This is a genomic window from Sphingobacterium hotanense (assembly GCF_008274825.1).
GTDB classification, from domain to species: domain Bacteria; phylum Bacteroidota; class Bacteroidia; order Sphingobacteriales; family Sphingobacteriaceae; genus Sphingobacterium; species Sphingobacterium hotanense.
Genome location: NZ_CP030848.1, coordinates 3,048,142 through 3,071,470, shown reverse-complemented (window position 1 = coordinate 3,071,470; position 23,329 = coordinate 3,048,142). Strand labels below are relative to the sequence as shown.

Annotated in this window: 20 protein-coding genes and 1 riboswitch; of the genes, 9 read left to right on the top strand and 11 right to left on the bottom strand. The window is 42.5% G+C overall.

Annotated features, from left to right (window positions below):
* Positions 1-51: 51 nt before the first annotated feature.
* From DSM08_RS12960 to DSM08_RS12950, 3 genes are all read right to left on the bottom strand, one after another.
* Positions 52-600 carry a GNAT family N-acetyltransferase gene (locus DSM08_RS12960; RefSeq protein ID WP_149526561.1) on the bottom strand — a complete coding sequence of 183 codons (549 nt, stop codon included), beginning with the start codon at positions 598-600 and terminating at the stop codon, positions 52-54.
* 11 nt (positions 601-611) lie between these two features.
* A complete protein-coding gene (locus DSM08_RS12955; protein WP_149526560.1) occupies positions 612-1,298 on the bottom strand; it encodes a TetR/AcrR family transcriptional regulator in 687 nt (228 codons plus the stop codon).
* A 104-nt stretch (positions 1,299-1,402) separates the two neighbouring features.
* A complete protein-coding gene (locus DSM08_RS12950; RefSeq protein WP_149526559.1) occupies positions 1,403-2,455 on the bottom strand; it encodes a helix-turn-helix transcriptional regulator in 1,053 nt (350 codons plus the stop codon).
* Between the two features lie 850 nt (positions 2,456-3,305).
* Here DSM08_RS12950 and DSM08_RS12945 point away from each other — a divergent pair.
* Together DSM08_RS12945 and DSM08_RS12940 are read left to right on the top strand one after the other, a co-directional pair.
* Entirely contained in the window at positions 3,306-4,400 is a 1,095-nt protein-coding gene (locus tag DSM08_RS12945) for a slipin family protein (protein ID WP_149526558.1), read from the top strand.
* Between the two features lie 60 nt (positions 4,401-4,460).
* Positions 4,461-5,882, top strand: a complete 1,422-nt coding sequence (locus DSM08_RS12940) for an RtcB family protein (protein WP_149526557.1) — start codon at positions 4,461-4,463, stop codon at positions 5,880-5,882.
* 91 nt (positions 5,883-5,973) lie between these two features.
* On the opposite strand, the gene DSM08_RS12935 is transcribed toward DSM08_RS12940, so the two are convergent.
* Genes DSM08_RS12935 through thiS form a run of 7 tightly spaced genes read right to left on the bottom strand, consistent with a single transcriptional unit; the run spans position 5,974 to position 11,849 of the window.
* The gene (locus DSM08_RS12935; RefSeq protein ID WP_149526556.1) at positions 5,974-6,687 is read right to left on the bottom strand and encodes a HesA/MoeB/ThiF family protein; all 714 of its coding nucleotides are present in this window, start codon (positions 6,685-6,687) and stop codon (positions 5,974-5,976) included.
* 3 nt (positions 6,688-6,690) lie between these two features.
* Positions 6,691-7,815, bottom strand: a complete 1,125-nt coding sequence (thiH, locus tag DSM08_RS12930) for a 2-iminoacetate synthase ThiH (protein ID WP_149526555.1) — start codon at positions 7,813-7,815, stop codon at positions 6,691-6,693.
* A 3-nt stretch (positions 7,816-7,818) separates the two neighbouring features.
* Complete coding sequence (locus DSM08_RS12925) at positions 7,819-8,592, bottom strand: thiazole synthase (protein ID WP_149526554.1); 774 nt, start codon at positions 8,590-8,592, stop codon at positions 7,819-7,821.
* Positions 8,567-9,214, bottom strand: a complete 648-nt coding sequence (locus DSM08_RS12920; RefSeq protein ID WP_149526553.1) for a thiamine phosphate synthase — start codon at positions 9,212-9,214, stop codon at positions 8,567-8,569. The genes DSM08_RS12925 and DSM08_RS12920 overlap by 26 nt, the downstream gene beginning before the upstream one ends.
* A 6-nt stretch (positions 9,215-9,220) precedes the next feature.
* On the bottom strand, positions 9,221-9,802 hold the full coding sequence (locus DSM08_RS12915) for a thiamine phosphate synthase (protein ID WP_149526552.1): 582 nt from the start codon (positions 9,800-9,802) through the stop codon (positions 9,221-9,223).
* Positions 9,802-11,616 carry a phosphomethylpyrimidine synthase ThiC gene (gene thiC, locus DSM08_RS12910; protein ID WP_149526551.1) on the bottom strand — a complete coding sequence of 605 codons (1,815 nt, stop codon included), beginning with the start codon at positions 11,614-11,616 and terminating at the stop codon, positions 9,802-9,804. Before thiC ends, DSM08_RS12915 begins: the two co-directional genes overlap by 1 nt.
* A gap of 26 nt (positions 11,617-11,642) precedes the next feature.
* Positions 11,643-11,849 (bottom strand): sulfur carrier protein ThiS, encoded by a 207-nt coding sequence (gene thiS / locus DSM08_RS12905; protein WP_149526550.1) that lies wholly within the window; start codon positions 11,847-11,849, stop codon positions 11,643-11,645.
* A gap of 65 nt (positions 11,850-11,914) precedes the next feature.
* Positions 11,915-12,012, bottom strand: a riboswitch (TPP riboswitch).
* 358 nt (positions 12,013-12,370) lie between these two features.
* On the opposite strand from thiS, the gene DSM08_RS12900 reads away from it, so the two are divergent.
* The 3 genes from DSM08_RS12900 to DSM08_RS12890 all read left to right on the top strand — a co-directional run bounded on the left by DSM08_RS12900 (position 12,371) and on the right by DSM08_RS12890 (position 15,414).
* On the top strand, positions 12,371-12,931 hold the full coding sequence (locus DSM08_RS12900; RefSeq protein ID WP_149526549.1) for a Crp/Fnr family transcriptional regulator: 561 nt from the start codon (positions 12,371-12,373) through the stop codon (positions 12,929-12,931).
* Positions 12,932-13,026: 95 nt separating this feature from the next.
* On the top strand, positions 13,027-14,208 hold the full coding sequence (locus DSM08_RS12895) for a calcium:proton antiporter (RefSeq protein WP_149526548.1): 1,182 nt from the start codon (positions 13,027-13,029) through the stop codon (positions 14,206-14,208).
* 99 nt (positions 14,209-14,307) lie between these two features.
* Complete coding sequence (locus tag DSM08_RS12890) at positions 14,308-15,414, top strand: carboxypeptidase-like regulatory domain-containing protein (protein ID WP_149526547.1); 1,107 nt, start codon at positions 14,308-14,310, stop codon at positions 15,412-15,414.
* Here DSM08_RS12890 and DSM08_RS12885 read toward each other — a convergent pair whose 3' ends face one another.
* A complete protein-coding gene (locus DSM08_RS12885) occupies positions 15,415-16,392 on the bottom strand; it encodes an AraC family transcriptional regulator (protein WP_149526546.1) in 978 nt (325 codons plus the stop codon).
* 105 nt (positions 16,393-16,497) lie between these two features.
* Between DSM08_RS12885 and DSM08_RS12880 the strand changes: the two genes are divergently transcribed.
* The 4 genes from DSM08_RS12880 (at position 16,498) to DSM08_RS12865 (ending at position 23,257) form a co-directional block, all read left to right on the top strand.
* A complete protein-coding gene (locus DSM08_RS12880; RefSeq protein WP_149526545.1) occupies positions 16,498-18,918 on the top strand; it encodes a TonB-dependent siderophore receptor in 2,421 nt (806 codons plus the stop codon).
* Between the two features lie 64 nt (positions 18,919-18,982).
* On the top strand, positions 18,983-20,212 hold the full coding sequence (locus DSM08_RS12875; protein ID WP_149526544.1) for a PepSY-associated TM helix domain-containing protein: 1,230 nt from the start codon (positions 18,983-18,985) through the stop codon (positions 20,210-20,212).
* A 40-nt stretch (positions 20,213-20,252) separates the two neighbouring features.
* A complete protein-coding gene (locus tag DSM08_RS12870; RefSeq protein WP_149526543.1) occupies positions 20,253-22,673 on the top strand; it encodes a TonB-dependent receptor domain-containing protein in 2,421 nt (806 codons plus the stop codon).
* Positions 22,674-22,855: 182 nt separating this feature from the next.
* Positions 22,856-23,257: an NUDIX hydrolase gene (locus tag DSM08_RS12865; protein WP_149526542.1), complete on the top strand. Its 402-nt coding sequence runs from the start codon at positions 22,856-22,858 to the stop codon at positions 23,255-23,257.
* Positions 23,258-23,329 lie beyond the last annotated feature (72 nt).

The following is a 23,329-nucleotide window of genomic DNA, read 5'->3' as shown; positions in this document are numbered from 1 at the left end:
ATGAAAGTCTGTTATTTAACTGAGGTCAGACGGTACTGGCAATTTCTATAGTTAAGAATTGCTTTCGGATTTGAGCTTACTAAAGACAATCAGATCTCGAAATACTAAATTGCCGGCCCATTCGCCATTACGCTTTATTCCTTCTTGGATAAAGCCTAATCTTTTCGGGATAGCAATACTTTTTTCGTTACCGACAGCGCAGCATATTTGTATCCTTTCAATACCCATCTCGTCGAAGAGGAGAGCGGTCAGTTTTTCAACGACCTTGGTCATGATGCCTTGACCTTGATAGTCCTGCGATAGCCAGTAGCCTAGCTCTGTATTTTTATTCAGATAATCGGTTTCTTTGGTGCCGATGAGACCGATCATGCGGTCGTCATAGCATATTTTATAGACATAGTCCTTCTTGATTTTACGAAGCTCGATCGCCATATCGACGAAACCTTTGCTGTCTTTGACTTCATGGGTAAACTGAACAAAGGGTAACCATTCTCCTAAATAATCTCGTTGTGTGTTGATGTAATTAAAAATCGTTCTTGCGTCGCTTTCTACAAGGAATTTCAATGAGATTTGATCGTCTATGCGAATGGTTCTGTTCATATTATCATATTTTAGTCTCCTTTAGATTGATTGGAGCTATTTATTAAAAGATCTAGCGTGTTCTCCACGGTTCGATTGATTCTTTCTTTCCCTTCGGGCGTTCCGATATCGATACCGCAAAAGGTGCTACCGTTTGAGCTGGCATGGAGCGCTAGATAATATAATCCTGCGGTTTGAATTGCCAACAGCGCACGTAGGTCTATATCCTTATTCGGATAGCTTTCTTCAAATTTGTTCAACAGCAATTCGCCAACTTCTTCGCGGCTGTCTGCCAGTTTACGGAGCGGTTTGCTTTTGACACCAAGCTCCCAATGGATGATCCGCTGTAGTATCTTATCATTGAGGACCTGTTCAAATTGCCCTTGTAATAAGTTTACCATCGCCAGTTTACTCAGATTTTCGGCTTGCAGCAGCGACTCGATTTGTTTGTTCGCTTTGGATTTCCAATAATCTTGTCGTGTAATGTAGACCTCGATTAAGTTGTCTAGGGTGCCAAAATAGGTGTAAACTAGCTTTCTGTCCAAGCCACTTTCACTCGCTATGTTGGCGACCGTAAGCCCTGGATATCCATGTTTCTTAATGACTTTGCCTACTGCCGCAATTAGTTTTTCCATCGTTCTGGCTTTCTCTCGGATCGGTCCGGCCGTAACTTTCCTTGGTTTTTTCTTTGGTTTTTCCTCCATTTTACTTTTTTGCATAGGTATTTGAAATGCTAAAATAATCTGCTTCGAAAATTTTTGAAGCGCTGTGGTTCCCAATCACGATTATTCTAGACTTAATTTACTCATTATTAGTAATACTATTATTTTTCTTCTTTTGTTTTTTGTTGATTGTTTTCAGAATCGCTGTACTGCTTCATACTCTGCGATACTCGTCTTTTTATTCGATTTACTAAGTAACGAGGTGCGAGCACTTTCATACATTCCCCGAAGCCCAATATTTCTCGCTCGAGTTCGAAATTCAATACAACATCGATACGTATGATGATGCTGCCATCGTCGAGGCGGTTCAATATCTGTTGCGAATTATGTAAGGGTTTGGTTTCCACATAAGGCGCATTCTTTGATTCGACATGTAATATCACTTTGTTCCCTCGATCTTTGATTGATTTCGTTACACCAATCGTGTCGGAAAAGTAGCGCTCAAAATCTACGCCATCGTAAGGCACGAACTGTGACTTCGCCATCTCTGCGATTTCATGAATGCGATCTAAAGCCAAAGTTTGAAGACCATTGTTTTTCTTCTGCCGGCAAATTAAGAACCAACGATTTCTATATTCTTTCAATAGGTAAGGGAAATAAACCGTATCAGATGGCGTATCGGTTTTGAAAGATTTGTAGGTGATCAATAAAGGTATTTCTTCTCGAATGGCCTTGTGAAGCGTGTTTATCCAATTTAATCCTTTTAATAAGGTGTTGCTTTCCATTTGTATGGCTTGCTTGTGTTCGCCAGAATTTACAAGCATTTTGTCTTCTAAGCGAGCGATCATATCGCTCATCTCATCAAAATAAGCGAAGCCGTTGAGGTGTTTTAGGACCTCCACTACTTCCTTCATCTTTTCCATGTCGGTAGCAGAAATGGGCGAGTTGCTAATGCTGTAGTTTGGATCCTCGTATGAGTAGTACTTTCTGTCGGTCACAATGATTGGGGCGTTATAACCGAGTTTATTCGATCGCATCAATTGTATGTCGGCTTGAACGGTTCGTTTGCTGACGCCATTATGAATTCCTTCCAACTCATAAAGCTGTTCGGAGACCTTTTCTATGAGTTCATCTAGCGTCCATTTACGATGCTTTTGGCGTAAGCAGTTGTCGATGGTTTTATATCGAATTAGGGCGAGTTTATTTGTTGACATGCTTTTTCGAGTTAAGTACTCCTAGATTAAAGATAGGGGATTTCAATGTTCTACGCAATGGATTTGCGTACTTAAGAGATTGATGAAAGTTTTTTGGCTTAATAGGCAAATTTTTCTATTTGATAATGAGCGTGTTATCATGTTTTGTAGATAAAAATATAATTCTTTTTTCATTGCGCAAAATGGCTGCGTAATGCAGCATGCATCTTTGTAATGTCGGGAGCGACAAATAGTTCATTGAATAATAAAAGCAGAAAGCTTTTCAAGATATATATCCGGTTGGATATATGGCATCTGCGGAGATTTCTTTAATCTGATCTCCTGTTTCTGTATAGCAGGGAAGTGTTGGTTCGGTCGAATGCAATATACTGATTAAGGGTCAAAGCAGTGTCTCCTGTTATGTGTCGCAAGTTCGAATCTTGCCTTCGCTTGTCGAAGTAGCTCAAGTGGTTAGAGCAATAACACCAAATGAGGGTTCGAATCCCTCGCACTTGAAGGAAGTGTCTACGGTAGTGGGGCGAAAGCCCTTAAAAGTTTGAATCTACTTATCAAAAAGATTCTCCTAAAGTTATGATCTTCTTGTAAAAAAAGATCCTTGAAGCTTTCCTTTCTAGTTCCGCAAATTTACTCTCTTCGGAGGGTAAAGGAGCAATTGAGAGGTATCCTGCGAGCAAAGCATCTTTTCGATCGGACTGAAGTGCAGTATTTCGAATTGACCTAATTAGTATAGGCAATATCGGAATTCTTGAGCTACAGCGACATTTAAAAGACCCTTTTCTCCCGATAGTTCGCAATGAACAAGACTGGAGAGCTTTATAAAATGTATGGTATAATATTAAATAATAAAACGATGAAAAGAGTAACAATTAACAAAAATGAAGTAGGATTGGTTGTTAAGAACAACGCAGTAGTACGAGTTTTTAATGAAGGAAAACATTGGGTAGGCTTCGGCGAACGCGCTGAGATCTACAATATGTCAAATCCGTTTCAGGTTGCTCATGATCTAGATGTTTTATTGCAAATACCTTCGTTCACCGAATTAGTCGAAGTCGTGGAGGTCGGAGATAATGAGATCGCTTTACAATATGTGAACAACAACTTTAAAGGAGTCTTGGCCGCTGGTCGTCATGTTTTTTGGAAGGGTTTGAATACGTCGCGATTCGATATCTATGATACGTCAACTTTAGAAATTCCAAAATCTATAAACCGTCAGTTGTATGAACGTGTTCCATTTTCATACTACGTGAGACAATTTAAAGTTGAACCTACGGAAATAGGTTTATTGTTTGTCGACGGTGTGTTTGTCAAGGAGGTTAAAGCAGGGACTTATTTTTTCTGGAAGAATACGACTACGATTCAGTTATCGAAAGTTGATTTACGATTAACGAGCATGGATGTCGTTGGCCAGGAGATCTTAACGAAAGATAAGGCGCAGGTGAGAATCAACTTTGCGATCCAATATAAGGTGACGGATGTGATGAAAGCAATATTGGAGAACAAGAACTTCGATCAGTTATTGTATGCCGAGATGCAATTTGCATTGCGTGAATATATCGGCAACATGACGCTCGACGCCTTGATGGAAAACAAAGGATCGATCAGTGAATATGTGATCGAGGCTACGAAAGCGCAGGTAGCACAATTGGGGGTAACTTTAATGAGCGCCGGTGTGAAGGACATCATCTTACCTGGGGAAATCCGTAAGATCATGAACGAGGTGTTGATGGCGGAGAAAAAAGCACAAGCCAATATCATCACCCGTCGGGAGGAAACTGCATCGACCCGTAGCTTATTGAATACGGCGAAGATGTTAGAGGAGAATGCGATGTTGTATAAATTGAAGGAGATGGAATATGTGGAGAAGATTGCCGAGAAAGTGAATGCAATATCGGTCTCTGGAAATGGGCAGATCGTCGATCAGTTGAAACAGTTGTTCGTAAAATAGAAATTGTATTTTTAAGATGCTGGGTAAAGCAAATTGGCTTTACCCATTAAATTGAGAGAAATGGAAAATAAAAGAATTAATGGCAATGATTTGATTGCCTTAGGATATAAAGAAAACTTCGCTTTAGGGGCGGCTTTGAAGATTAATAGCAAACGCCATGGGCTGAAGAAGGAAGAAATGCTACAGAAGTTTAAAGAGGTCTTAGAAAATCCTGAATCCTTTTTAGAGGACAAGGTATTTAGACCACTAGCTGAATCTTTAATCAACACCGAAAAGATAGAGTCGAGTTTAGTTCGCTTGAAAGAAGGCGTGGATGACTATGCAGTCTACGGCGTTGAAAACATTGAGCTGGGAGCGAAGCAGCAAATGAACACAGCGATGAAGTTGCCAGTTACAGTGGCTGGCGCCCTGATGCCAGACGCGCACCAAGGCTACGGTTTGCCTATCGGTGGGGTTTTAGCGACCAATAATGCGGTAATTCCCTACGGTGTAGGGGTCGATATTGGATGCCGTATGGCTTTATCGATTTTCGATTTACCGGCTAGCTCATTGGAGACTCAGAAGGATTTCTTTCAAGAAGTAATCATGAAGAACTCCCGCTTTGGGGCAGGTAATGGTTTCTTAAAACATGAGCGTCAAGACCATGCAGTCTTAGATAACAAATTGTTCGAAGAGATTCCCTTTATTAAGGATTTGAAAGACAAGGCTTGGACGCAGCTAGGATCGTCGGGTGGTGGTAACCATTTCGTTGAATTTGGGACGCTCGAATTTGCAGAAGATGATAAGGCTTTGGGTATTGCTAAAGGAACCTATGTTGCGCTATTAACGCACTCTGGATCCCGCGGTCTCGGCGCCATGATCGCGAATCATTATACGAAACTGGCAAAGGAAATTTGCAAACTTCCATACCAGGCACAAAACCTTGCGTACTTAGATTTAAATTCTGACGAGGGATTGGAATACTGGTTGGCGATGAATCTTGCCGGTGATTACGCTTCGGCTTGCCATGAGGTGATTCATGAAAAGGTTAAGAACAGCTTGGGAGTTGAGCGATTGGCAAAGGTGGAGAATCATCATAACTTCGCATGGAAAGAAGAGTTGAATGGCGAGGAAGTGATTGTGCATCGTAAAGGTGCAACGCCAGCGGGTAAAGATGTTATGGGTATTATCCCAGGCTCTATGGCAACTCCTGGATTCTTGGTGCGTGGAAAAGGAGAGGAGGCATCGATCAATTCTGCATCGCATGGTGCCGGCCGATTGATGAGCCGTACACAAGCGATCAAAACCTTGGCGCAGTCCGAACTGGATAAGATGTTATCTGATCAAGGGATTACGCTAATCGGAGCATCGATGGACGAAGCGCCTATGGCGTACAAGAATATCCATGAGGTAATGGAAGCGCAGGTGGACTTAGTCGATATCGTGGCAACCTTTTCGCCAAAGATTGTAAGAATGGCAGATGACGGGTCGAGGGAAGACTAGTGAGGTAGATTTTTAGATATTAGATTTTAGACATTAGACACGGCAAGTGGGAGTATTTGTTGATTAATGAATGATTTGCCTGTGGTTTTTACTAGAAACTAATGTTGGTGAATTTCCAGTTCCAGGTGTCGATGATGGTTAATTGGTTTGTTTCGACCGGCAGGTCGCATATTACTTTGAGCGTCAGCATCGCCATCATGCTGCCGATTATGCCGGGGAGCGGACCAAGGACGCCGTTTTTATCGCAGTTGGGGATTTCGTCGGGTGCTGGAGCATTTGGGAAAATAGCTCGCAGGTCTTTCGATCCTTTATAGTTGAAGAGTGCAACCTGCCCTTCAAAGGCAAAGATACTTCCGTAGATCAACGTTTTTTGTTGATCTACGCAGGTATCATTGATTAAATAGCGGGTGGTAAAATTATCTGAACCATCGATAATAATATCGTAAGGTTGTAGTATCTCTACTACGTTTTCCTTTGTAATTTTCTCAGCAATCTTTTCCAATTTGATAGTCGAATTCATGTCCTTCACGAACTGTTCGGCTGAGTTAACTTTTAATTCACCGACACTACTTTCTTTGTGGATTGTTTGTCGGTTTAGGTTGTGCAGTTCGACTTTATCAAAATCAGCAATGGCTAATTGTCCTACGCCTGCAGCAGCTAAATAGCTTATTACGGGAGAACCTAATCCTCCGGCTCCTACGACCAAGACCTTCGCATTCATAATCTTACGCTGTCCTTCGATACCCACCTCTTCAATGAAGATCTGTCGGCTGTATCGAGCGAATATCCTATCCTGTTCCTTCATACGTTACACTCCTGTGTATGCTTGGTCCCAATCTTTCATAACTGGGTCATAACCTGCTTTTTGAATAATGCTTCGGATTTCTTCCATGCTGCGCTCATCCGATATTTCAAACTGCTCCAACGACTGCGGGTCAACAACATATCCACCGGGGTTGGTTTTCGATGCTGCGCTCATCGTAGTTGCCGCAATGGCGATGATATGATTCCGGAAAACCTCACGTTCCCTGGTCGAAACAGAGATTTCTAAATCAGGATTCCAAAGCCGGTAAGCACAAATGAGTTGCAGGAGATCTCGGTCTTCCATAATGAAGTTTGGTTCGATGATCCCTTGCGCCGGGCGAAGGCGAGGAAAGGAAACGGAATACTTCGTTTGCCAATACTTGCGCTGTAGGTAGTCAATATGAAGGGCACTGAAAAAGCTGTCTACTCGCCAGTCTTCCAAACCTAGCAAAACTCCAAGTCCCATTTTATGAATACCGGACTGTCCGATGCGGTCTGGCGTATCTAGGCGATACTTGAAGTTAGATTTCTTTCCTTTTGGATGATATTGCTTATAGACCTCCTGATGATAGGTTTCCTGATAAACTAGCACCGTATGGCAACCAGCAGCTCTTAGTGTGTGATAATCCTCCAAGTCAAGCGGTTGAACCTCTATGGATATTTGTGCAAAATGAGTCTTCAATAGTTTGATCGCATTTTCATAGTATGGCGTGTCGACGATCTTGTTGGCTTCGCCGCTTACTAAAAGCACATGGTCAATGCCCATCGCCTTAAGCGCCATGCCCTCTATCAACAGTTCGGTATTGCTTAAAGTCTTTCTGCGAATTTTATTGTCCATACTGAAGCCGCAATAGGTACAAATGTTTTGGCATTCATTGCTCACATATAATGGCGCGTAGAGTTGTATGGTTTTGCCAAAGCGTTGCTGTGTTAGGCGCTGGGCTTCTTGTGCCATCGTCTCCAGATAGGAGGCCGCGGCCGGAGATAGCATCACTAAGAAGTCGTTGATGTCTTTTTGAGACTTCCGCAAGCTGCGTTCAACATCAATAGTAGTGCTGCTGTAGATGCGGTTTTTCACATCCTCCCAAGAATACTCGTCGAATACGGTTTGAAAATTCCCTGATGCCATCTTTTAATCCTCCATTAAGAATGCAGTGAGCGGACTAGATGCTTCGGCATAACTGCGTTTTGCATCTAATCCGGAAAGATAAGCCTGTCGTCCCGCGAAAACAGCCAATCGAAATGCTTCTGCCATAGCAACAGGATTTTTCGCTGCCGCAATAGCGGTATTCACTAATACGGCATCCGCACCCATCTCCATTGCTTTGGCTGCATCCGAAGGCGCACCGATTCCTGCATCGACTACAACAGGAACATTGCTTTGGTCAATAATAATCTCCAGGAAATCTGAGGTTTTTAAGCCTTTATTGCTGCCAATCGGTGCTCCTAATGGCATCACTGCAGCCGTCCCGGCATCTTCCAAACGCTTGCACAACACCGGATCTGCATGGACGTAGGGCAGAATGATGAAGCCTAGTTTCGCTAGTTCTTCGGTGGCTTTCAGCGTTTCGATGGGGTCGGGTAGAAGATAGCGAGGATCTGGATGTATTTCCAGCTTCAACCAATTTGTCTCCATCGCTTCTCTTGCCAATTGCGCGGCCAATACAGCCTCTTTTGCATTTCGTGCACCCGAAGTATTGGGCAATAGATTGACTCCGGGCAACTGCAATGCCGACCATAAGTTTTCTTCCTTATTATTCGGGTCCAAACGTTTTAAAGCCATGGTAACTAATTCAGATCCTGACGCTTTTATAGATTCTTGCATCAGTGCGTAACTTCCGAATTTACCAGTTCCTAAAAATAGGCGCGAGGTAAATTCTTTATCGGCTATATTCAAATTCTTCATATAGGTATTTGTTAAGTTGTGGCATAGCCTGTGGATTCTTTAGCAAGAAACCTGATAAGGCAATACCGTAAATCCCGATTTTACGTAATTCCTGTACATCGTTAATGGTTATCCCACCGATAGCATAGATGGGCGGGGTTGTATTGATATCAAGATTAGTGAGCAGGTTGCTGTAGCCTTGGAGCCCTAATACAGGGCTCAGTTTTTTCTTTGTCGCTGTAAAGCGGAAAGGGCCGAGGCCAATGTAGTCACAGCCTTCGGCAATTCGTTGCTGCACATCTTTCAGCGTATTCGCTGTCCCGCCTATAATTTTATCAGCACCCAGTTCTTTTCTTGCAGAGATAACAGCATCATCTTCCAAGCCTAAATGTACTCCGTCAATATCATACGATTTCGCCAGCATTGGGAAATCATTGATTATACATAATGCATTGTACTGCTTACAAAGTTGCTTTGCCGCTTTCGCAAGCTCTTCCAATTGAAGCGCGGTGGCATCTTTCCATCGTATCTGTATAAACTCTACTCCAGCATCGAGTACCGATTGGATACCCGCCAATTGCTCATCCAGATCTTTTCCGTCTGAGATAAACATTAATCGAGGTAATCTTCTACTCTTATTCATCTTCATTTATAATTCCACTTTCAACAGGCAAGATTCTAAATAGCTTACCGGATCCTTAGCTTGCCAAATGGAACCCAGCATAGCGACATCATCTGCACCCGCATCTAATGCTTCCTGTATATTGTCTTTATGAATACCTCCCAATGCGATTAGCTTAGAGCTGTGATTCGTTCGTTGAGAAAGTTCTTTCAACACTGCATTTCCTAGTCCATAGTCCTGCTTGGAAATGCTAGGGTAAATAGGACTTAAGAAAGCATAGCTCCAATAGGCTCCTAAGGAGTTGAACTCTGCAATGCTATGTGTAGATGTTGAGCAGGTGAAAGTTTCTTGATACTTTGAATGCAAGACGTTTTTACGATCTGAGCTACTAAAATGCAAGCGTGAAATCCCCATCTTCACAGCCAAAGCATGTTGCTGATGGACGACCAATCTATCAAGGTATTCGGATCCTAACTCTTTGGTGAATGATTCGAATTCCGAGGGACTGATGAAGGGGCGGCGGATATGCAATAAAATATCATGCTGCAACAATTGACGCAACGTTTCTATCTCGTTTTCCACCGCCTGTTCGCTTATTATAACAATCATTATAAGTAAATCTCTTTCCCAGCTTCAATAAATTCCTGTGATTTCTCGAGCATGCCTTGCTCGGTTGTTTCCCTAATTTCTTGCGTAATTTTCATCGAACAGAACTTAGGGCCACACATTGAGCAGAAGTGTGCAATCTTGGCGCCGTCGGCAGGAAGTGTTTCGTCGTGATACTCTCTAGCGGTGTCAGGATCCAAGGATAGGTTGAATTGATCTTTCCATCGGAATTCAAACCGCGCTTTACTTAAAGCATTATCTCTATATTGAGCGCCCGGATGACCTTTGGCTAGATCTGCAGCATGCGCAGCTAGCTTATAGGTAATCACGCCATCTTTGACATCTTTTTTATTCGGTAATCCCAGATGCTCCTTCGGTGTAACATAGCAGAGCATCGCACAGCCATACCATCCGATCATGGCAGCACCTATGGCGGAAGTGATATGATCGTAGCCCGGTGCGATGTCGGTCGTCAATGGTCCTAGGGTGTAGAAAGGTGCTTCGTCGCACTCTTCCAACTGCTTTTCCATATTCTCCTTGATCATGTGCATAGGAACGTGTCCCGGCCCCTCAATCATCACTTGAACATCATGTTTCCAAGCAATCTTCGTTAGTTCACCAAGCGTCTCCAGTTCGGCGAATTGGGCAGCATCATTTGCATCAGCAATAGAGCCAGGACGTAGACCATCACCTAAAGAGAATGCGACATCATATTGCTTCATGATTTGGCAAATCTCTTCGAAATGCGTGTATAGGAAGTTCTCTTTATGATGGAATAAACACCATTTAGCCATGATGGAACCGCCACGGGAAACAATACCTGTCACTCTTTTTGCGGTTAAGTGGATATAGCGAAGCAAAACGCCGGCATGAATCGTAAAATAGGAGACTCCTTGTTCTGCCTGTTCGATCAATGTGTCTCGGAATATCTCCCAAGTCAGATCTTCTGGCACTCCTTTTACTTTTTCTAAGGCCTGATAAATCGGAACAGTACCAATAGGCACTGGCGAGTTGCGGATGATCCACTCTCTGGTTTCATGAATATTCTTTCCGGTTGATAAGTCCATAATGGTATCTGCTCCCCAACGACATGCCCATACCGCTTTTTCAACTTCCTCTTCAATGCTAGAAGTAACGGCGCTATTGCCGATATTCGCATTGATTTTCACGAGGAAGTTACGCCCGATAATCATCGGCTCACTCTCTGGATGGTTAATGTTGTTGGGGATAATTGCTCGACCTGCAGCAATCTCATCACGCACGAACTCCGGCGTAATACGATTCTTTGGTGTATTGGCGCCAAAGCTATTGCCCTCATGCTGTTGCTCCATGCCCGGAGTCGCATGCTCCAATTGTTCTATACGCTGATTCTCACGAATAGCGACATATTCCATTTCCGCAGTGATGATTCCCTGTTTTGCATAATGCAGCTGTGTTACGTTAGCATTTGGTTTAGCTCGCATCGGTTGATGGCTGTAGCTAAAACGTAATTCATCTAGACGCTTGTCGGCTAATCGTGCTTGCCCGTATTCTGAACTGATACCATCCAAGATTTCCACATCTTGGCGATCAAGAATCCATTGTTCGCGAATGCGTGATATTCCCTGACGAACATCTATCGTCAGTTCTTCATCTGTATAGGGCCCTGAGGTATCATATATTGTTATCGGAGGATTCTCCTCCTCACCACCATTGCTGAGCTTTGTATTACTTAAGCTAATTTCCCGCATGGCCACGCGAATGGGATATAAGTGACCCGGCACATAAATCTTCTTTGAGTTAGGGAAAGGTTGCTGTGAAATTCCTTGTTCTTTCATATCGTGTTTTAGATTTGATTTAGTCTCTAGCCGCCTTGGGTTGCGGTGATGATAAGAATATGATCCCTGTCGGATAGGGTAGTCTCTGCCCATTCTACAGCAGGAATGACTTTATTATTGACAGCGACAGCCGTGCCTTTGCGTAACACACCAATCTCTGATGCGAGCAAGGCAGCAAGACTCTCTGGAGCTTTTTCGAAATATCTGGATTGTTGGTTTATTGTTAGTTCCATTCCTATTCTGTTTTTTTATGGGTGAAAAACTTTAGGAATGGCTACATCGATGCGTACGGCACCCATGTTGACATCTTACTTTTCCCTACGCCAGTATGATCTGGATCAGGTTATAAGGGTAAAATCTCAGCCTGCATAAATGCAGACACCCCTAAAGTCAAGGCTAAAGTAAGGCATATTATTTTAATTAACAATTATTTTTGCGAAGAATGAGTTAAGCAGTTGATAAAAAGCAGGACGGCTAAAGCATAAGCGAATCACAATACACCGAATAGTTTATTGCTGATTTTTAAGGAGTTAAAGCTTCTGTTCGATAGGGGGATTTGTTTTGAACCAGGAAAGGAAGAATGAAATGATGTGCAGGATATTTGGTTTGGCATATAGAGGGGGGAGTATGATGGCCGCCACAGATCTTTATACTTAATACTATCTACTAACTACTATTTTCTGTCGCTATTTGCTTTAATTCTTATTATTTTAGGAGAACAGATCAAATAAACAAGAGATCTGTTTCTTCATCCATGACTATTGAACAAGTATTAAACAATTTTTATAAGCTTCCTGCGCCTTCGTTGGAACTCTTAGTAAGCGAGATGCAGGAAGTCCGTTTTTCGAAGGGGCACATCCTTTTGGAGTCCGATCGCTTAGAGCGCAAAGTGTACTTTCTTGCGAAAGGCCTTGTTCGGGCATATTCTCCACAGCCGGAGCAGGACATTACGTTTTGGTTTGGTCTAGAGGGAGATATTGTCTTGTCCATGCGCAGCTATGTCGAGCATGTGAAATCTTATGAAGATGTCGAACTGATGGAGGATAGCGTCTTGTATGGTATCAGTATTGAGAAGTTGAAATCCTTATATCTGCGCGATATTCATATCGCCAATTTGGGTAGAGTAATCGTGGAAGGGGAGTTGTTGAAGATGGAAAAACGATGGATCTCCTCGCAGTTGAAATCAGCTAAAGAACGCTATGACGAGCTAGTCGAAGAATCGCCGGCACTTTTGCAACGAGTGCCACTTAAATACATTGCCTCTTTTCTACGGATGACGCCTGTCAGCTTAAGTAGGATTCGGAAGGAGAAGTAAACTTAACCGTCCTTTTATTATCCCAGGATAATTTTCGAGGGCATCAGAGGTGCTATTTTTGCAAGGTTTTCAAAAATTATTGTAAAGATAGAATCATGAATACGGTAAAAAAAACATCCATTAGCGAGATCATTCCTCTATCGACTTGGATTCGATTAGGACTGGTATGGGTAGTCGTTGTTATTTTCAGCCTTTTTGGGCATGACTTGCTGGGCGCGCAAATGGGCGGATGGACTGCTGTTGCTGTGTTTTTGCTGTTGTTGGCTACGATCGTGGGGGCCGCTTTTGGTGTCGTGCGTGAAGCAGACGAACTGGCACATAAGTTAGGGGAGCCCTACGGCACTTTAATACTTACGTTGTCGATTGTATCTATTGAAGTTATTTTGATTGCGGCCGTTATGTTAGGCCCAACAGAAAACCCTACTATTGGTAAAGACTCCATATTCTCGGTCATGATGATTATTATGAATTTAGTGATGGGATTATGTCTTCTATTAGGGGGGATGAAGTATGGCGAGCAGGAGTACAATGCGCAAGGCGCAATGGCTTACCACAGCATGATTATCATGCTTGGCGGTATTTCCATGATGCTTCCTAACTTTATCAGCGGAGCCGGTGATGGTTCATTTAGCACGACGCAGGCGATTATTCTTTCAGGTCTTGTGGCTTTGTTGTATGCCGCATTCCTGTATTTCCAGATGACGAAATACCGCCATCATTATATACAGCCTCCAGTAGGGCAAATGGAGATTAGGTTCGCCGATACTATCATCAACGCGGAGTTGGAGGCGAGCGAAAGCTCGCAAGCTACTAATTCTACTAAATCCGAAATTCTAATCCGCTCGATAGTACTTTTAGGGATGATCTTGCCGATTGTGCTACTTTCGCATCATATGGCCGTCGTTGTTGACTATGGGATTCAAGCAGCCCAGCTGCCTACTTTGTTAGGAGGCGTGTTGATTGCGATTATCGTATTTACCCCTGAATCGATGACTGCTGTTAAGGCCGCATTGAATAACGAATTCCAACGGGCGATCAATCTTTGTCATGGCGCTTTCGTATCGACAGTTGGGCTGACAGTGCCTGCGGTATTGATCGTTGGATTAATTGCTGGCAAGACAGTACACTTCGGGCTAACAGGGACAGAAACGATCCTTTTTGTCTTAACACTCTTACTTAGCTTGATGAGCTGTATGGGAAGAAGAACTTCGCCCATCATCGGATTGATGCACTTGACCTTATTTATCGTCTTTATCATGCTGATCTTTAACCCTTAGTGGATTTTTCATTAGCCTAATCTCAGGGTTAAAGTATGTTAATCTATATACGGGCAATTTGAGTAATTGTATAATTTAGCGCTATCAAATCCACTAAATATGAGAATTGCCGTATTGCTTTTTATCTTATTGTCTTGCCTAAATACGCTTCAAGCGCAGATTCAAGTAGTCGATAGCCTCAGTAATACACGAATTGCTGGTGCCAATGTTTACACCGATTCCGGACTCTTGATAGGTTCATCTGATTTGAATGGTGAGATACATTTGGATTCCTTGCAAGCAGCTAATGCATCGACCATCACGTTGAATCATATCTCTTACCAAAATTTAGATCTTCCTTATGCTGATTTTCTGAAAGCCAAGGTTATCCGTATGCAAGCTCGAAGTGTCGCTTTGGAAGAGGTGACCGTGATGGATAGCGAGAAATATGATTATGTGGTTTTGAAGGGGTATTTCAGGAATTATGAAACCTTCAACAATCGCTCTCGCTATCTCTATGATGGGATCGTGTCTTATTATATTCCAATCAATAAGAATAAAGGTAAGTCGAAGATGGAACTCCATCAATATCGCCTTTTTAGCAATGCGGAAGCAAATCAAGAACTCAAAGACACGCAGGGCTCGCTGATGTATTTCAAACCGTCAATCAATAATATACAATCCAAAAGCTTATTGGAAGCCATAGAAGGGGTTAAGGGAGCAAAGTTGAAAAATAGCGGAAATCGTACGGTTATCGAAAATGAGGGTTTGGCGATGGGTTATTCGCAAGTCGGAGCTGATGGTAACACCCAGGTCTTTTACAACGTTTTCCCGCCAGGAAAGAAGGTGCATGTCAGTTTTTTCAGGATTAAATTCGAAGTGTACAAAAGTACCCGTTCAGAGTCCTATCAGGGGAATAACTATACGAATCCTTCCATTATGGATTTAATTAGTCGAGTGTCGACGGTTTCTGCTTCTATCAAACGGCAGAAGGAGCATGGCTACATGCCACGAGATTACTCGACTGAGTTTTATGTTATGGAGCGCAGTTTTTTGACAAAGGCGGAATACAAAGCCTTAAAGCCAAATGATAAACGCTGGCAATTTTTGGAGGAAAAAAGTAAGTATACGGAAGAATTCTGGAAGGATTTAGACCGCTTTGGAATCCCACCGGTAATCAAGAGCGTGGCAAATAAAATTGGCAATGAGCTGAAATTAGCTAACTAATTACCTGTTGATGGCTTGCCTTGTTTCGCTTGGCAGCCGCTCATAATGTTGCAGATATACCTGCGAGAAATGATGCGCATATTTGAACCCACTGATAAAGGCAATCTCCTTAATCTCCATATTGCTATGCATCAGTAGGTGGTGTGCATGCTTTACACGTTGTTTTCTTACATAATTGATGACCGTATCTTGAAAAAGATCCTTGAAAGCATTCTTCAATTTGAATTCATTGATACCAAATTGCCGCGCGATAGTTTTCAGGTGTAGTTCTTGTTGGAAATGGCAGTCTAAATAATTTTTTATTTCTAGCAATATCGTTCGATCTTCCGCTCGCCATTTCGTCTCAGAGGCTGTATTAGCATTATCCTTAAATGCCGAATAGATGAGCTCCAATGCTTTTATACGGATGAACTCTTTCGCAAAGCCTTCCTGATATTGATGATTTAACAGTTCTCGGATCAGCGCATGCTGTTGCGGCGTAATTTTCATAGCCGAGCGGAAGAAACTATAATGTTTGATTAAGAGATGCTCGCGAATTTCTTTATCGCTTAATCCCTGCGAGGTCAGGAACTGCAATAAATGTTCAAGCGAGATATGTAAATCCAATACCTTTCTAGATTTTGAATATTCGAGCTTTCCTTTCGCATTGGGAATATAGATGAATTGATAGTGCCCTTCAGGTATATCGATTTTCTTCAAGTCATCACTTCTAAACTTTGAATCACCCTCTATTTCGAACTGCAATTTAATAAGCTGTTCGCGATGGGCAATACTTAGTTGGAAGGGTTGAATGAGCTGCCATTCCTGATAAGAGATGACGACATCCTCTACACAAAGGCATTGAAAGTTTCCTCTTACAAATTCATTAATTAATACACGATGCTGAAAGCCGTCTTTACAACATTCCGCTGGATTGGGTTCAAAAATCTTTGATAATAAGTCTTTTCCGTAAAATTCCTCAATGGAGATTGTTTTCAAAATATCCTTTTTTTGATATTATTAATCCTCTATTTGATATTCCATAGCGGTCAAAACTAATACATTTGCAGCATTATTTATAATTATTCTAAATAAAAATAGTGTATGCAATACAATTCTACTTTAAAACATTCAAGCACAATTACGATGCTTTTCTTCCTGCTCTTGGTTCCGTTTTTTGGGATGTCGCAGCAGAGAGGGCAACTAGCAGGGGAGGTCTTTACGATGGACGGGAAGCCACTTGCTTATGCATCTGTTAAACTTAAGAATACCAGCTACGGCACTTCTGTAACGACGAGCGGTAGCTACACATTATCGGCCCCAGCCGGCAATTACACGCTCGTGATAAGCTATGCGAACTATTCCGTTCGAGAGATTCCGGTACGAGTCATTGCTAACGAGACGACACAGGTAGATAAGATAACCGTACAATCGCAAGCAAACCAATTAAGGGAGGTTATAGTTTCCGATATACAGCGTAATAAGTTTTCGAGGAAAGAGACCTCTGATATTGCGAGAATGCCATTGGCAAACTTGCAGAATGCACAGGCCTATTCAGTTGTGACCAAAGAATTAGTGCAGGAAATGGGCGCTACAGATTTTAATTCAGCCATGTCTCAAGTGGCCGGCGCAGTAGCGAGCAACGGTGTTAATGATAGTGGTAATGAGGTATTCTTACGCGGATTTAATGCGGGAGTTACCATGCGCAATGGTCTTCCAAGTAGCCCAAGAACTGCCAATGAAATCTACAATCTTGAACGCATTGAAGTATTGAAAGGTCCCTCTGCGACCTTATTTGGTGCGCAGGTTACTTCCTATGGAGGGGTGGTTAATTCAGTAACGAAGAAGCCATTCGAATCTTTTCGTGGTGAGGTAGCTTATACCACCGGAAGCTGGGGGATGAATCGAATTACAGCGGATGTCAATACGCCGTTGAATAGCGACCGAACCGCTTTAGCGCGCTTTAATGTTATGGGCATGACGCAGAATGGTTTCCAAGATGCTGGAAAGCAACAGGCATTCGCCTTTGCAACAAGCTTGCTCTTCAAGCCAAACGACAGAACGACCGTCAGCTTTGATGCTGATATCTATGTTCCGGAGAAAACATTGTTAGCTTATATGCGCAACACGCAGAAACTGACCTACGGAACGATGGATAAAGTGCCATTACCCTATGATAGAGCGCTATTAAGCGATGATATCATGACATCTCGGGCGAATATGAACGTGAGTACCGAATTAGCGTATAAAATATCGGATCACTGGACATCGAGAACATCCTATCAATTTAACCAAAGTGGTGATAAGGAGTCTATTTTCTTTGTCCCAACTTATCTAAATGATAACCAAATCGAACGTCGCTATCGTATATTCGACCGTTATAATCTAACTTACAATTCACTTCAGCAGAATTTTGTTGGCGATTTCTTCATATCCAATGTAAAGAATACGTTGGTAGCGGGTGTAGACTATTCGTTCCACAAGAACACCGATCTATCGATGTCACCGGCATTTCTCACCTTCGATACTGTCGGTATTACCGATCAGGCATGGAATCCGATTACTAGAGCCGATATCTTGAAGTCTAGAGATGCTAAAAGCCCGGGAGATTCTTATAATCGTTCCGGCAATAAAATACTAAGCGGTTATTTATCCAATGTGACGAATGTTGCTGATCGCTTGTTTGTCATGCTTAGTTTAAGTGTGAATCATTATATGGCGGATGACTCCTATAGCTTTACACCAAATAAAGATCCTAAGAATAATACAGTGCGAACGTTGGAGGGCTATGAACAGACCTCGCTTTCTCCAAAATTTGGATTAGTTTATCAGCCGATTAAAGGACAGTTATCCCTGTTTGCCAACTATATGAATAGTTTCCGGAACATGGCAGCATCACAAGGTTTACCTAGTGACAAAGACCTCAACTTGGAGCCTGTTATGATGAACTGGAAACCAGAGCAAGCTAATCAATATGAGTTTGGCGCGAAGGGAGAACTCTTAGATGGTCGTATCAATACTACCTTAAGTTATTATAATATCGATGTGACCAACAGCTTACGCGAAGTTTCCCAAGACGTTTATGTGCAGGATGGGAAGTTGAGAAGTCGCGGTATTGAGTTCGATTTCATCGCAAACCCAATCAGCGGATGGAATATTATTGCAGGCTATGGATACAATGACATTAAATATGTGAAAAGTATTGAAGCCAATATGAACAAAAGAAAAAACTGGGCACCGAAACACGTTGCGAATGTATGGACTTCCTATAAGTTTTTACAAGGGAGTCTGACTGGCTTTGGTCTCGGTGCTGGTATCAACTATGTCGATAAGGTTTATTTAGACGTACAAGAAGTATTCGCAGTTCCCGCTTATACAACTGTAAATGCCACTGCATTTTATGATAAACCAAAGTATAGAATTGGTGTGAAATTGAACAATCTAGGCGATATTCAATACTGGGATTTCTACGGAAAACCACAGAAGCCTTTCGAAATATTAGCAAACCTGTCATTTAAGTTCTAAGTACATATATCCATCAATTTGCCGGATGCTGCAAAGCATCCGGCATCCCTAAACTCCTAAGGAAATGACTAACTTCAAATTAAGATCAACAGGAAAGGCAGCGTCAGCGGATGCTCCGGCAAAGAAAAAAGGGAAGACCTGGTTCTCCCGTTTGAATGCCTGGCTTCATTTATGGCCCAGTCTTATTTCGGGCGTCATACTGGTATTTGTTTGTTTAACAGGTACGCTCATTGTCTATTGCGACGAAATCTTAGAATACAGTGCCGGTGATGCACGCTACGTTTCGATAGGCAAGGAAAAGGCGAGCGCCGATGAAATAATCGCAGCGGTGACACAATTCGATCCCAATTATCAGTTGTCGCAAATGGTCTTCTTTCAAGAAGCAGCCCGGAGCATGCGTATCCGCGCATTCCATAAAGACACGAAGAAACTTACTTTTTTATATGTTAACCCCTACACCGCTGAGGTGTTGAAAGCCGATCCGAATGCTCACTTCTTCTATGTAACTGCACATTTGCATTCCGCTTTACTTGCAGGAGAGGTTGGGCATTGGATCGTTACGATTTCTACCATCATTTTCGCGCTGGGATGCATTACCGGCCTGATATTATGGTGGCCGAAGCGATGGACTAAAAAAACAGTCAATGACTCCTTCACCATCAAATGGAAAGCGAAGTTCAAACGCTTGAATTATGACTTGCATAATGTCTACGGTTTCTATTCTCTCTTATTGTGCTTTATTCTGAGCGTGACTGGTATTTTTATCTTTTTTCATTCGCTTGGTGAGGTGCTGAGCAAAGCATTCGGCGGTTCTTCCGAGCATGTGGAAGCGATTTTGCCGGAGGCGGATGGAGAAAGAAAATCACGGGACCTCGCCGAATTTGCTTATCGGGCGCTAAAGGCTCACCCCGAGAAGAAAAACGCAGGTATTTGGGTCTATAACTTAGATAAGGTAGGCGCCTATGTGATCAATCTGGGAGTGGCTGGCCTAAAGAGCACCGAAAATTTAGACCTAGCGATTTACAATCGGTATAGCGGTGAAGAGATTTTTATTGATAGGCCATACATTATTCATGAGAAAGTGGAAAATACCATATGGCAATTGCACATGGGACAATGGTGGGGACAATTTGGTAAATTATCGACCTTCTTAGCCGGAATTATTGCGACTTCCTTACCTATTACAGGATTCTTGATCTGGTGGGGCAGGAGAAAGAAAAAGAAAAAATCAACAGCTGCTCGTTTCCAAAAAAGCGATCGGAGCAGAAAGCAAGTTGAATCAGCCGTATCCTAGCCTAGAACTATTTAAATTTCCGTAACGACACACGATAGATATGCAGTTTCATTTCACATTATTAGCCGTACTATTTTTTATATCGACTCTCTGTTTAGGGCAATCTCTTTCAGGTATCAAGGGGATTGTGCTAAATGAGTTTCATGAAGCGCTGGATCAAGTCAGTATTCGTATTGAGCACGCCGATTCAAATACATTTTCTTTATCGAGTGATGCCAAGGGTCAGTTTTTTCAGAAATTGCCAGCAGGTAGATACCAGATAAAGTTTTCCTATCTAGGCCATGCCGAGGCAACGAACGATAATATCCTCGTTACAGACCGGATAATAGACCTAGGCGAAATTATCTTGAAGGCACAGTCCAACACGATTGATGCGGTAGCCATAACTGGAAGGAAGCGTCTGATTGAACAGAAGTCAGACCGCATGATCATCAACGTAGAGAATAGTCTGCTTTCCGATGGCTTAACCGCGCTAGAAATCTTGCAAAGGGCTCCAGGCGTGAAAGTAGATGATGATGGTAATATCAGTATGCGTGGAAAAGCAGATGTAGGCGTCATGATCAATGGCAAATTGTCTTACCTCTCTCAAAAGGAACTGGCCACCTTGCTGCAAGGAACCTCTTCTTCTTCCTTAAAATCCGTTGAACTGATCAGCAATCCCTCGGCGAAGTATGACGCCGCAGGCATGGGAGGAATGATCAACATCGTATTGAAAGATGGCAGAAAGCCTGGATTCAATCTTGCAGTAAACGGCTTTGGCGGGGGCGGCAGGAAAGAGCGTTATGGAGCAGGCCTAAATTTCAATAAGCAAGAAAAGGCATTTAATATATATGGAAGCTATGACTACACTTACCGGGGCGAAGAAGAATATAGAAACTTTGATCGCTACTATGCCGATTTGGGAATAGCCGGTGGATCGGCGGTTTCCAAACAATACTCGAAGACAAATGAACCACTAAATACGAATAATGCTAAGGTTGGGTTTGATTACCATCCTTTTATAAACACACAGTTAGGCCTGTTATGGTCAGGGAACTTTGGAACATACAAAAATAGGAACGCAGGCTATAAAAACGTCTTCAACACTTCTGCGTCTCCTATTTCCAAAGCCCTGACCTATAACGATAATGTGAGTCGGTGGAATACGAATAATATCAACTTAAGTTTCCAGCAAAAAATAGGAGCCAAGGATCATACTTTGTCTGCAGATTTTGACTATATGTATGCTGATTACGATGCCGATCAAGCATTGAATACCTATTATCAGGAAACGGATTATGAGCAAGCTTTTGTTTCTATGCGTAAAAACGAAACACCTTCGGTGAGTAAACTTAGGGTTGGAAAGGTCGACTACCTGCATCATTTATCAAATAAGCAACGTTTCGAAATCGGATGGAAGAGCAGTTGGATGAATTCGGACAATAATGCAATCAACGATACTTTAAGTGTAGCTGACTGGGTTCGTGACTTAGGTACAAGCAACCATTTTCTTTTTGACGAGCAGATCCATGCGGGATATATGAATTATCATCTGGAGTCGGGTCCTTGGACCTTGATGGCGGGCTTACGTGCTGAGCATACTAACGCCGTTGGCAATCAATTAACAACGAACAGCATCAATAAACGAAAATATACAAATCTATTTCCTAGTGGCTCTTTAGGATACAGATTGAACGATAACCACCAGTTGCAATTTTCCTATAGTCGTCGGATCAATAGACCGGAGTACGAGGACTTGAACCCTTTTCGTTATTTTGTGGATGCTTCCATCTTCTGGGAAGGAAACCCGCTATTGCAACCCGAATTAGCCCATAGCTTCGAACTGAACTATTCGTTGATGAAAGATCTTCATCTTTCGCTGTTCTATACTGACGTTAAAGATGTGATGACTAGCGTCCTCACGCAGTTGCCTGAGCAGCAGGTAACCATTCGAAGTTTGCAAAATATCGAGGGATATCGCAATAAGGGCATCAATGTGAACTACGCATTCTCGCCTGTTAAATCATTCAGCAGCATTAACAATATTACGGCACATGAGAATTACTTCTTCGGATCATTCCGCGAGGAAAAGATTGATAATAGGCAATGGTCGGTAGACTTTTTAACTACAAATACCTTGAACCTGCCTAAGCAGTGGTCGTTTGAATTGATTGCCGCTTATCAGTCGCCACAATCGGATGGTGTTTTCAAACAGAAATCCACCGGACATGTTTCTGCCGGTGTCATGAAGCGATTTTTTGATAATAAGTTGAACCTGAAGTTTGCTGCCAATGATATTTTCAAAACACGCCGATATCAAACGGAATCTTTCTCAGGCAATGTCCGTATGAACCAATATATCAATCTAGATAGCCGGACTTTCCTGCTCTCCCTATCCTATAAAATCGGAACGAATGGGAAAGCTTTCGATCGGCTAAATAAGAAGAACGAAGAGCAGAGCCGCGTTCGCGGCGGAAGCTAAAAGATATAAAAAGACCTTGTAATTATGTTTCATTCATAGGTGTCAGAGGTGGCAGGCTCCATATGCGGAGTCTGCCTCTCAATTTTACGATCTGCCTTTGGTCTGCAATATTCATGACCCGCAATAAAACATTTTTGCCGCTTTTAACGTTTTAATAGGGTTCCACCTATTTTTTATCTGCCATGGAAATCGATAAAGTTGCCCTTATTTATATCAAAGACCGCAAAGTGTTGAGCTCGATCAATAAGAATCGAGAGCTATGGTATTTGCCGGGTGGTAAGCGCGATGGCAACGAAACGGATCAGGAAACGCTGATTAGAGAAGTGAAGGAAGAATTGGATGGGGATATTATTCCTGATAGCATTGCATACTTCGGAACTTTTCGCGCACAAGCCGACCCGTTTAAGTTTCCACAGGGAGTGGAGGTGAAGATGTCTTGTTATACGGCTGAATTCCGCGGAACCCCCGTGGCGTCTAGCGAGATTGAAAAGATTGCATTTTTTGAATATGCAGACCATGTGAAGTCTAGCCCCGTAGACGTATTAATTTTCCAAGATCTATTGGAAAAAGGATTAATTGATTAGCGTATTGTTTTAGTGAGTTTTGGGTAAGGAATGGGATAAGCCTGAGTTGGGCTACTTTCCCTTTTAAAGCCC

Coding starts and splice junctions, on each gene's coding strand:
- DSM08_RS12940 (WP_149526557.1), top strand. CDS start 4,461: ATGGAAAATAAAAGAATTAATGGCAATGATTTGATTGCCTTAGGATAT.
- DSM08_RS12925 (WP_149526554.1), bottom strand. CDS start 8,592: ATGAAGAATTTGAATATAGCCGATAAAGAATTTACCTCGCGCCTATTT.
- DSM08_RS12960 (WP_149526561.1), bottom strand. CDS start 600: ATGAACAGAACCATTCGCATAGACGATCAAATCTCATTGAAATTCCTT.
- thiC (WP_149526551.1), bottom strand. CDS start 11,616: ATGAAAGAACAAGGAATTTCACAGCAACCTTTCCCTAACTCAAAGAAG.
- DSM08_RS12890 (WP_149526547.1), top strand. CDS start 14,308: ATGAGAATTGCCGTATTGCTTTTTATCTTATTGTCTTGCCTAAATACG.
- DSM08_RS12955 (WP_149526560.1), bottom strand. CDS start 1,298: ATGCAAAAAAGTAAAATGGAGGAAAAACCAAAGAAAAAACCAAGGAAA.
- DSM08_RS12865 (WP_149526542.1), top strand. CDS start 22,856: ATGGAAATCGATAAAGTTGCCCTTATTTATATCAAAGACCGCAAAGTG.
- DSM08_RS12920 (WP_149526553.1), bottom strand. CDS start 9,214: ATGAATAAGAGTAGAAGATTACCTCGATTAATGTTTATCTCAGACGGA.
- DSM08_RS12950 (WP_149526559.1), bottom strand. CDS start 2,455: ATGTCAACAAATAAACTCGCCCTAATTCGATATAAAACCATCGACAAC.
- DSM08_RS12945 (WP_149526558.1), top strand. CDS start 3,306: ATGAAAAGAGTAACAATTAACAAAAATGAAGTAGGATTGGTTGTTAAG.
- DSM08_RS12900 (WP_149526549.1), top strand. CDS start 12,371: ATGACTATTGAACAAGTATTAAACAATTTTTATAAGCTTCCTGCGCCT.
- DSM08_RS12880 (WP_149526545.1), top strand. CDS start 16,498: ATGCAATACAATTCTACTTTAAAACATTCAAGCACAATTACGATGCTT.
- DSM08_RS12935 (WP_149526556.1), bottom strand. CDS start 6,687: ATGAAGGAACAGGATAGGATATTCGCTCGATACAGCCGACAGATCTTC.
- thiS (WP_149526550.1), bottom strand. CDS start 11,849: ATGGAACTAACAATAAACCAACAATCCAGATATTTCGAAAAAGCTCCA.
- DSM08_RS12870 (WP_149526543.1), top strand. CDS start 20,253: ATGCAGTTTCATTTCACATTATTAGCCGTACTATTTTTTATATCGACT.
- DSM08_RS12875 (WP_149526544.1), top strand. CDS start 18,983: ATGACTAACTTCAAATTAAGATCAACAGGAAAGGCAGCGTCAGCGGAT.
- DSM08_RS12895 (WP_149526548.1), top strand. CDS start 13,027: ATGAATACGGTAAAAAAAACATCCATTAGCGAGATCATTCCTCTATCG.
- DSM08_RS12915 (WP_149526552.1), bottom strand. CDS start 9,802: ATGATTGTTATAATAAGCGAACAGGCGGTGGAAAACGAGATAGAAACG.
- thiH (WP_149526555.1), bottom strand. CDS start 7,815: ATGGCATCAGGGAATTTTCAAACCGTATTCGACGAGTATTCTTGGGAG.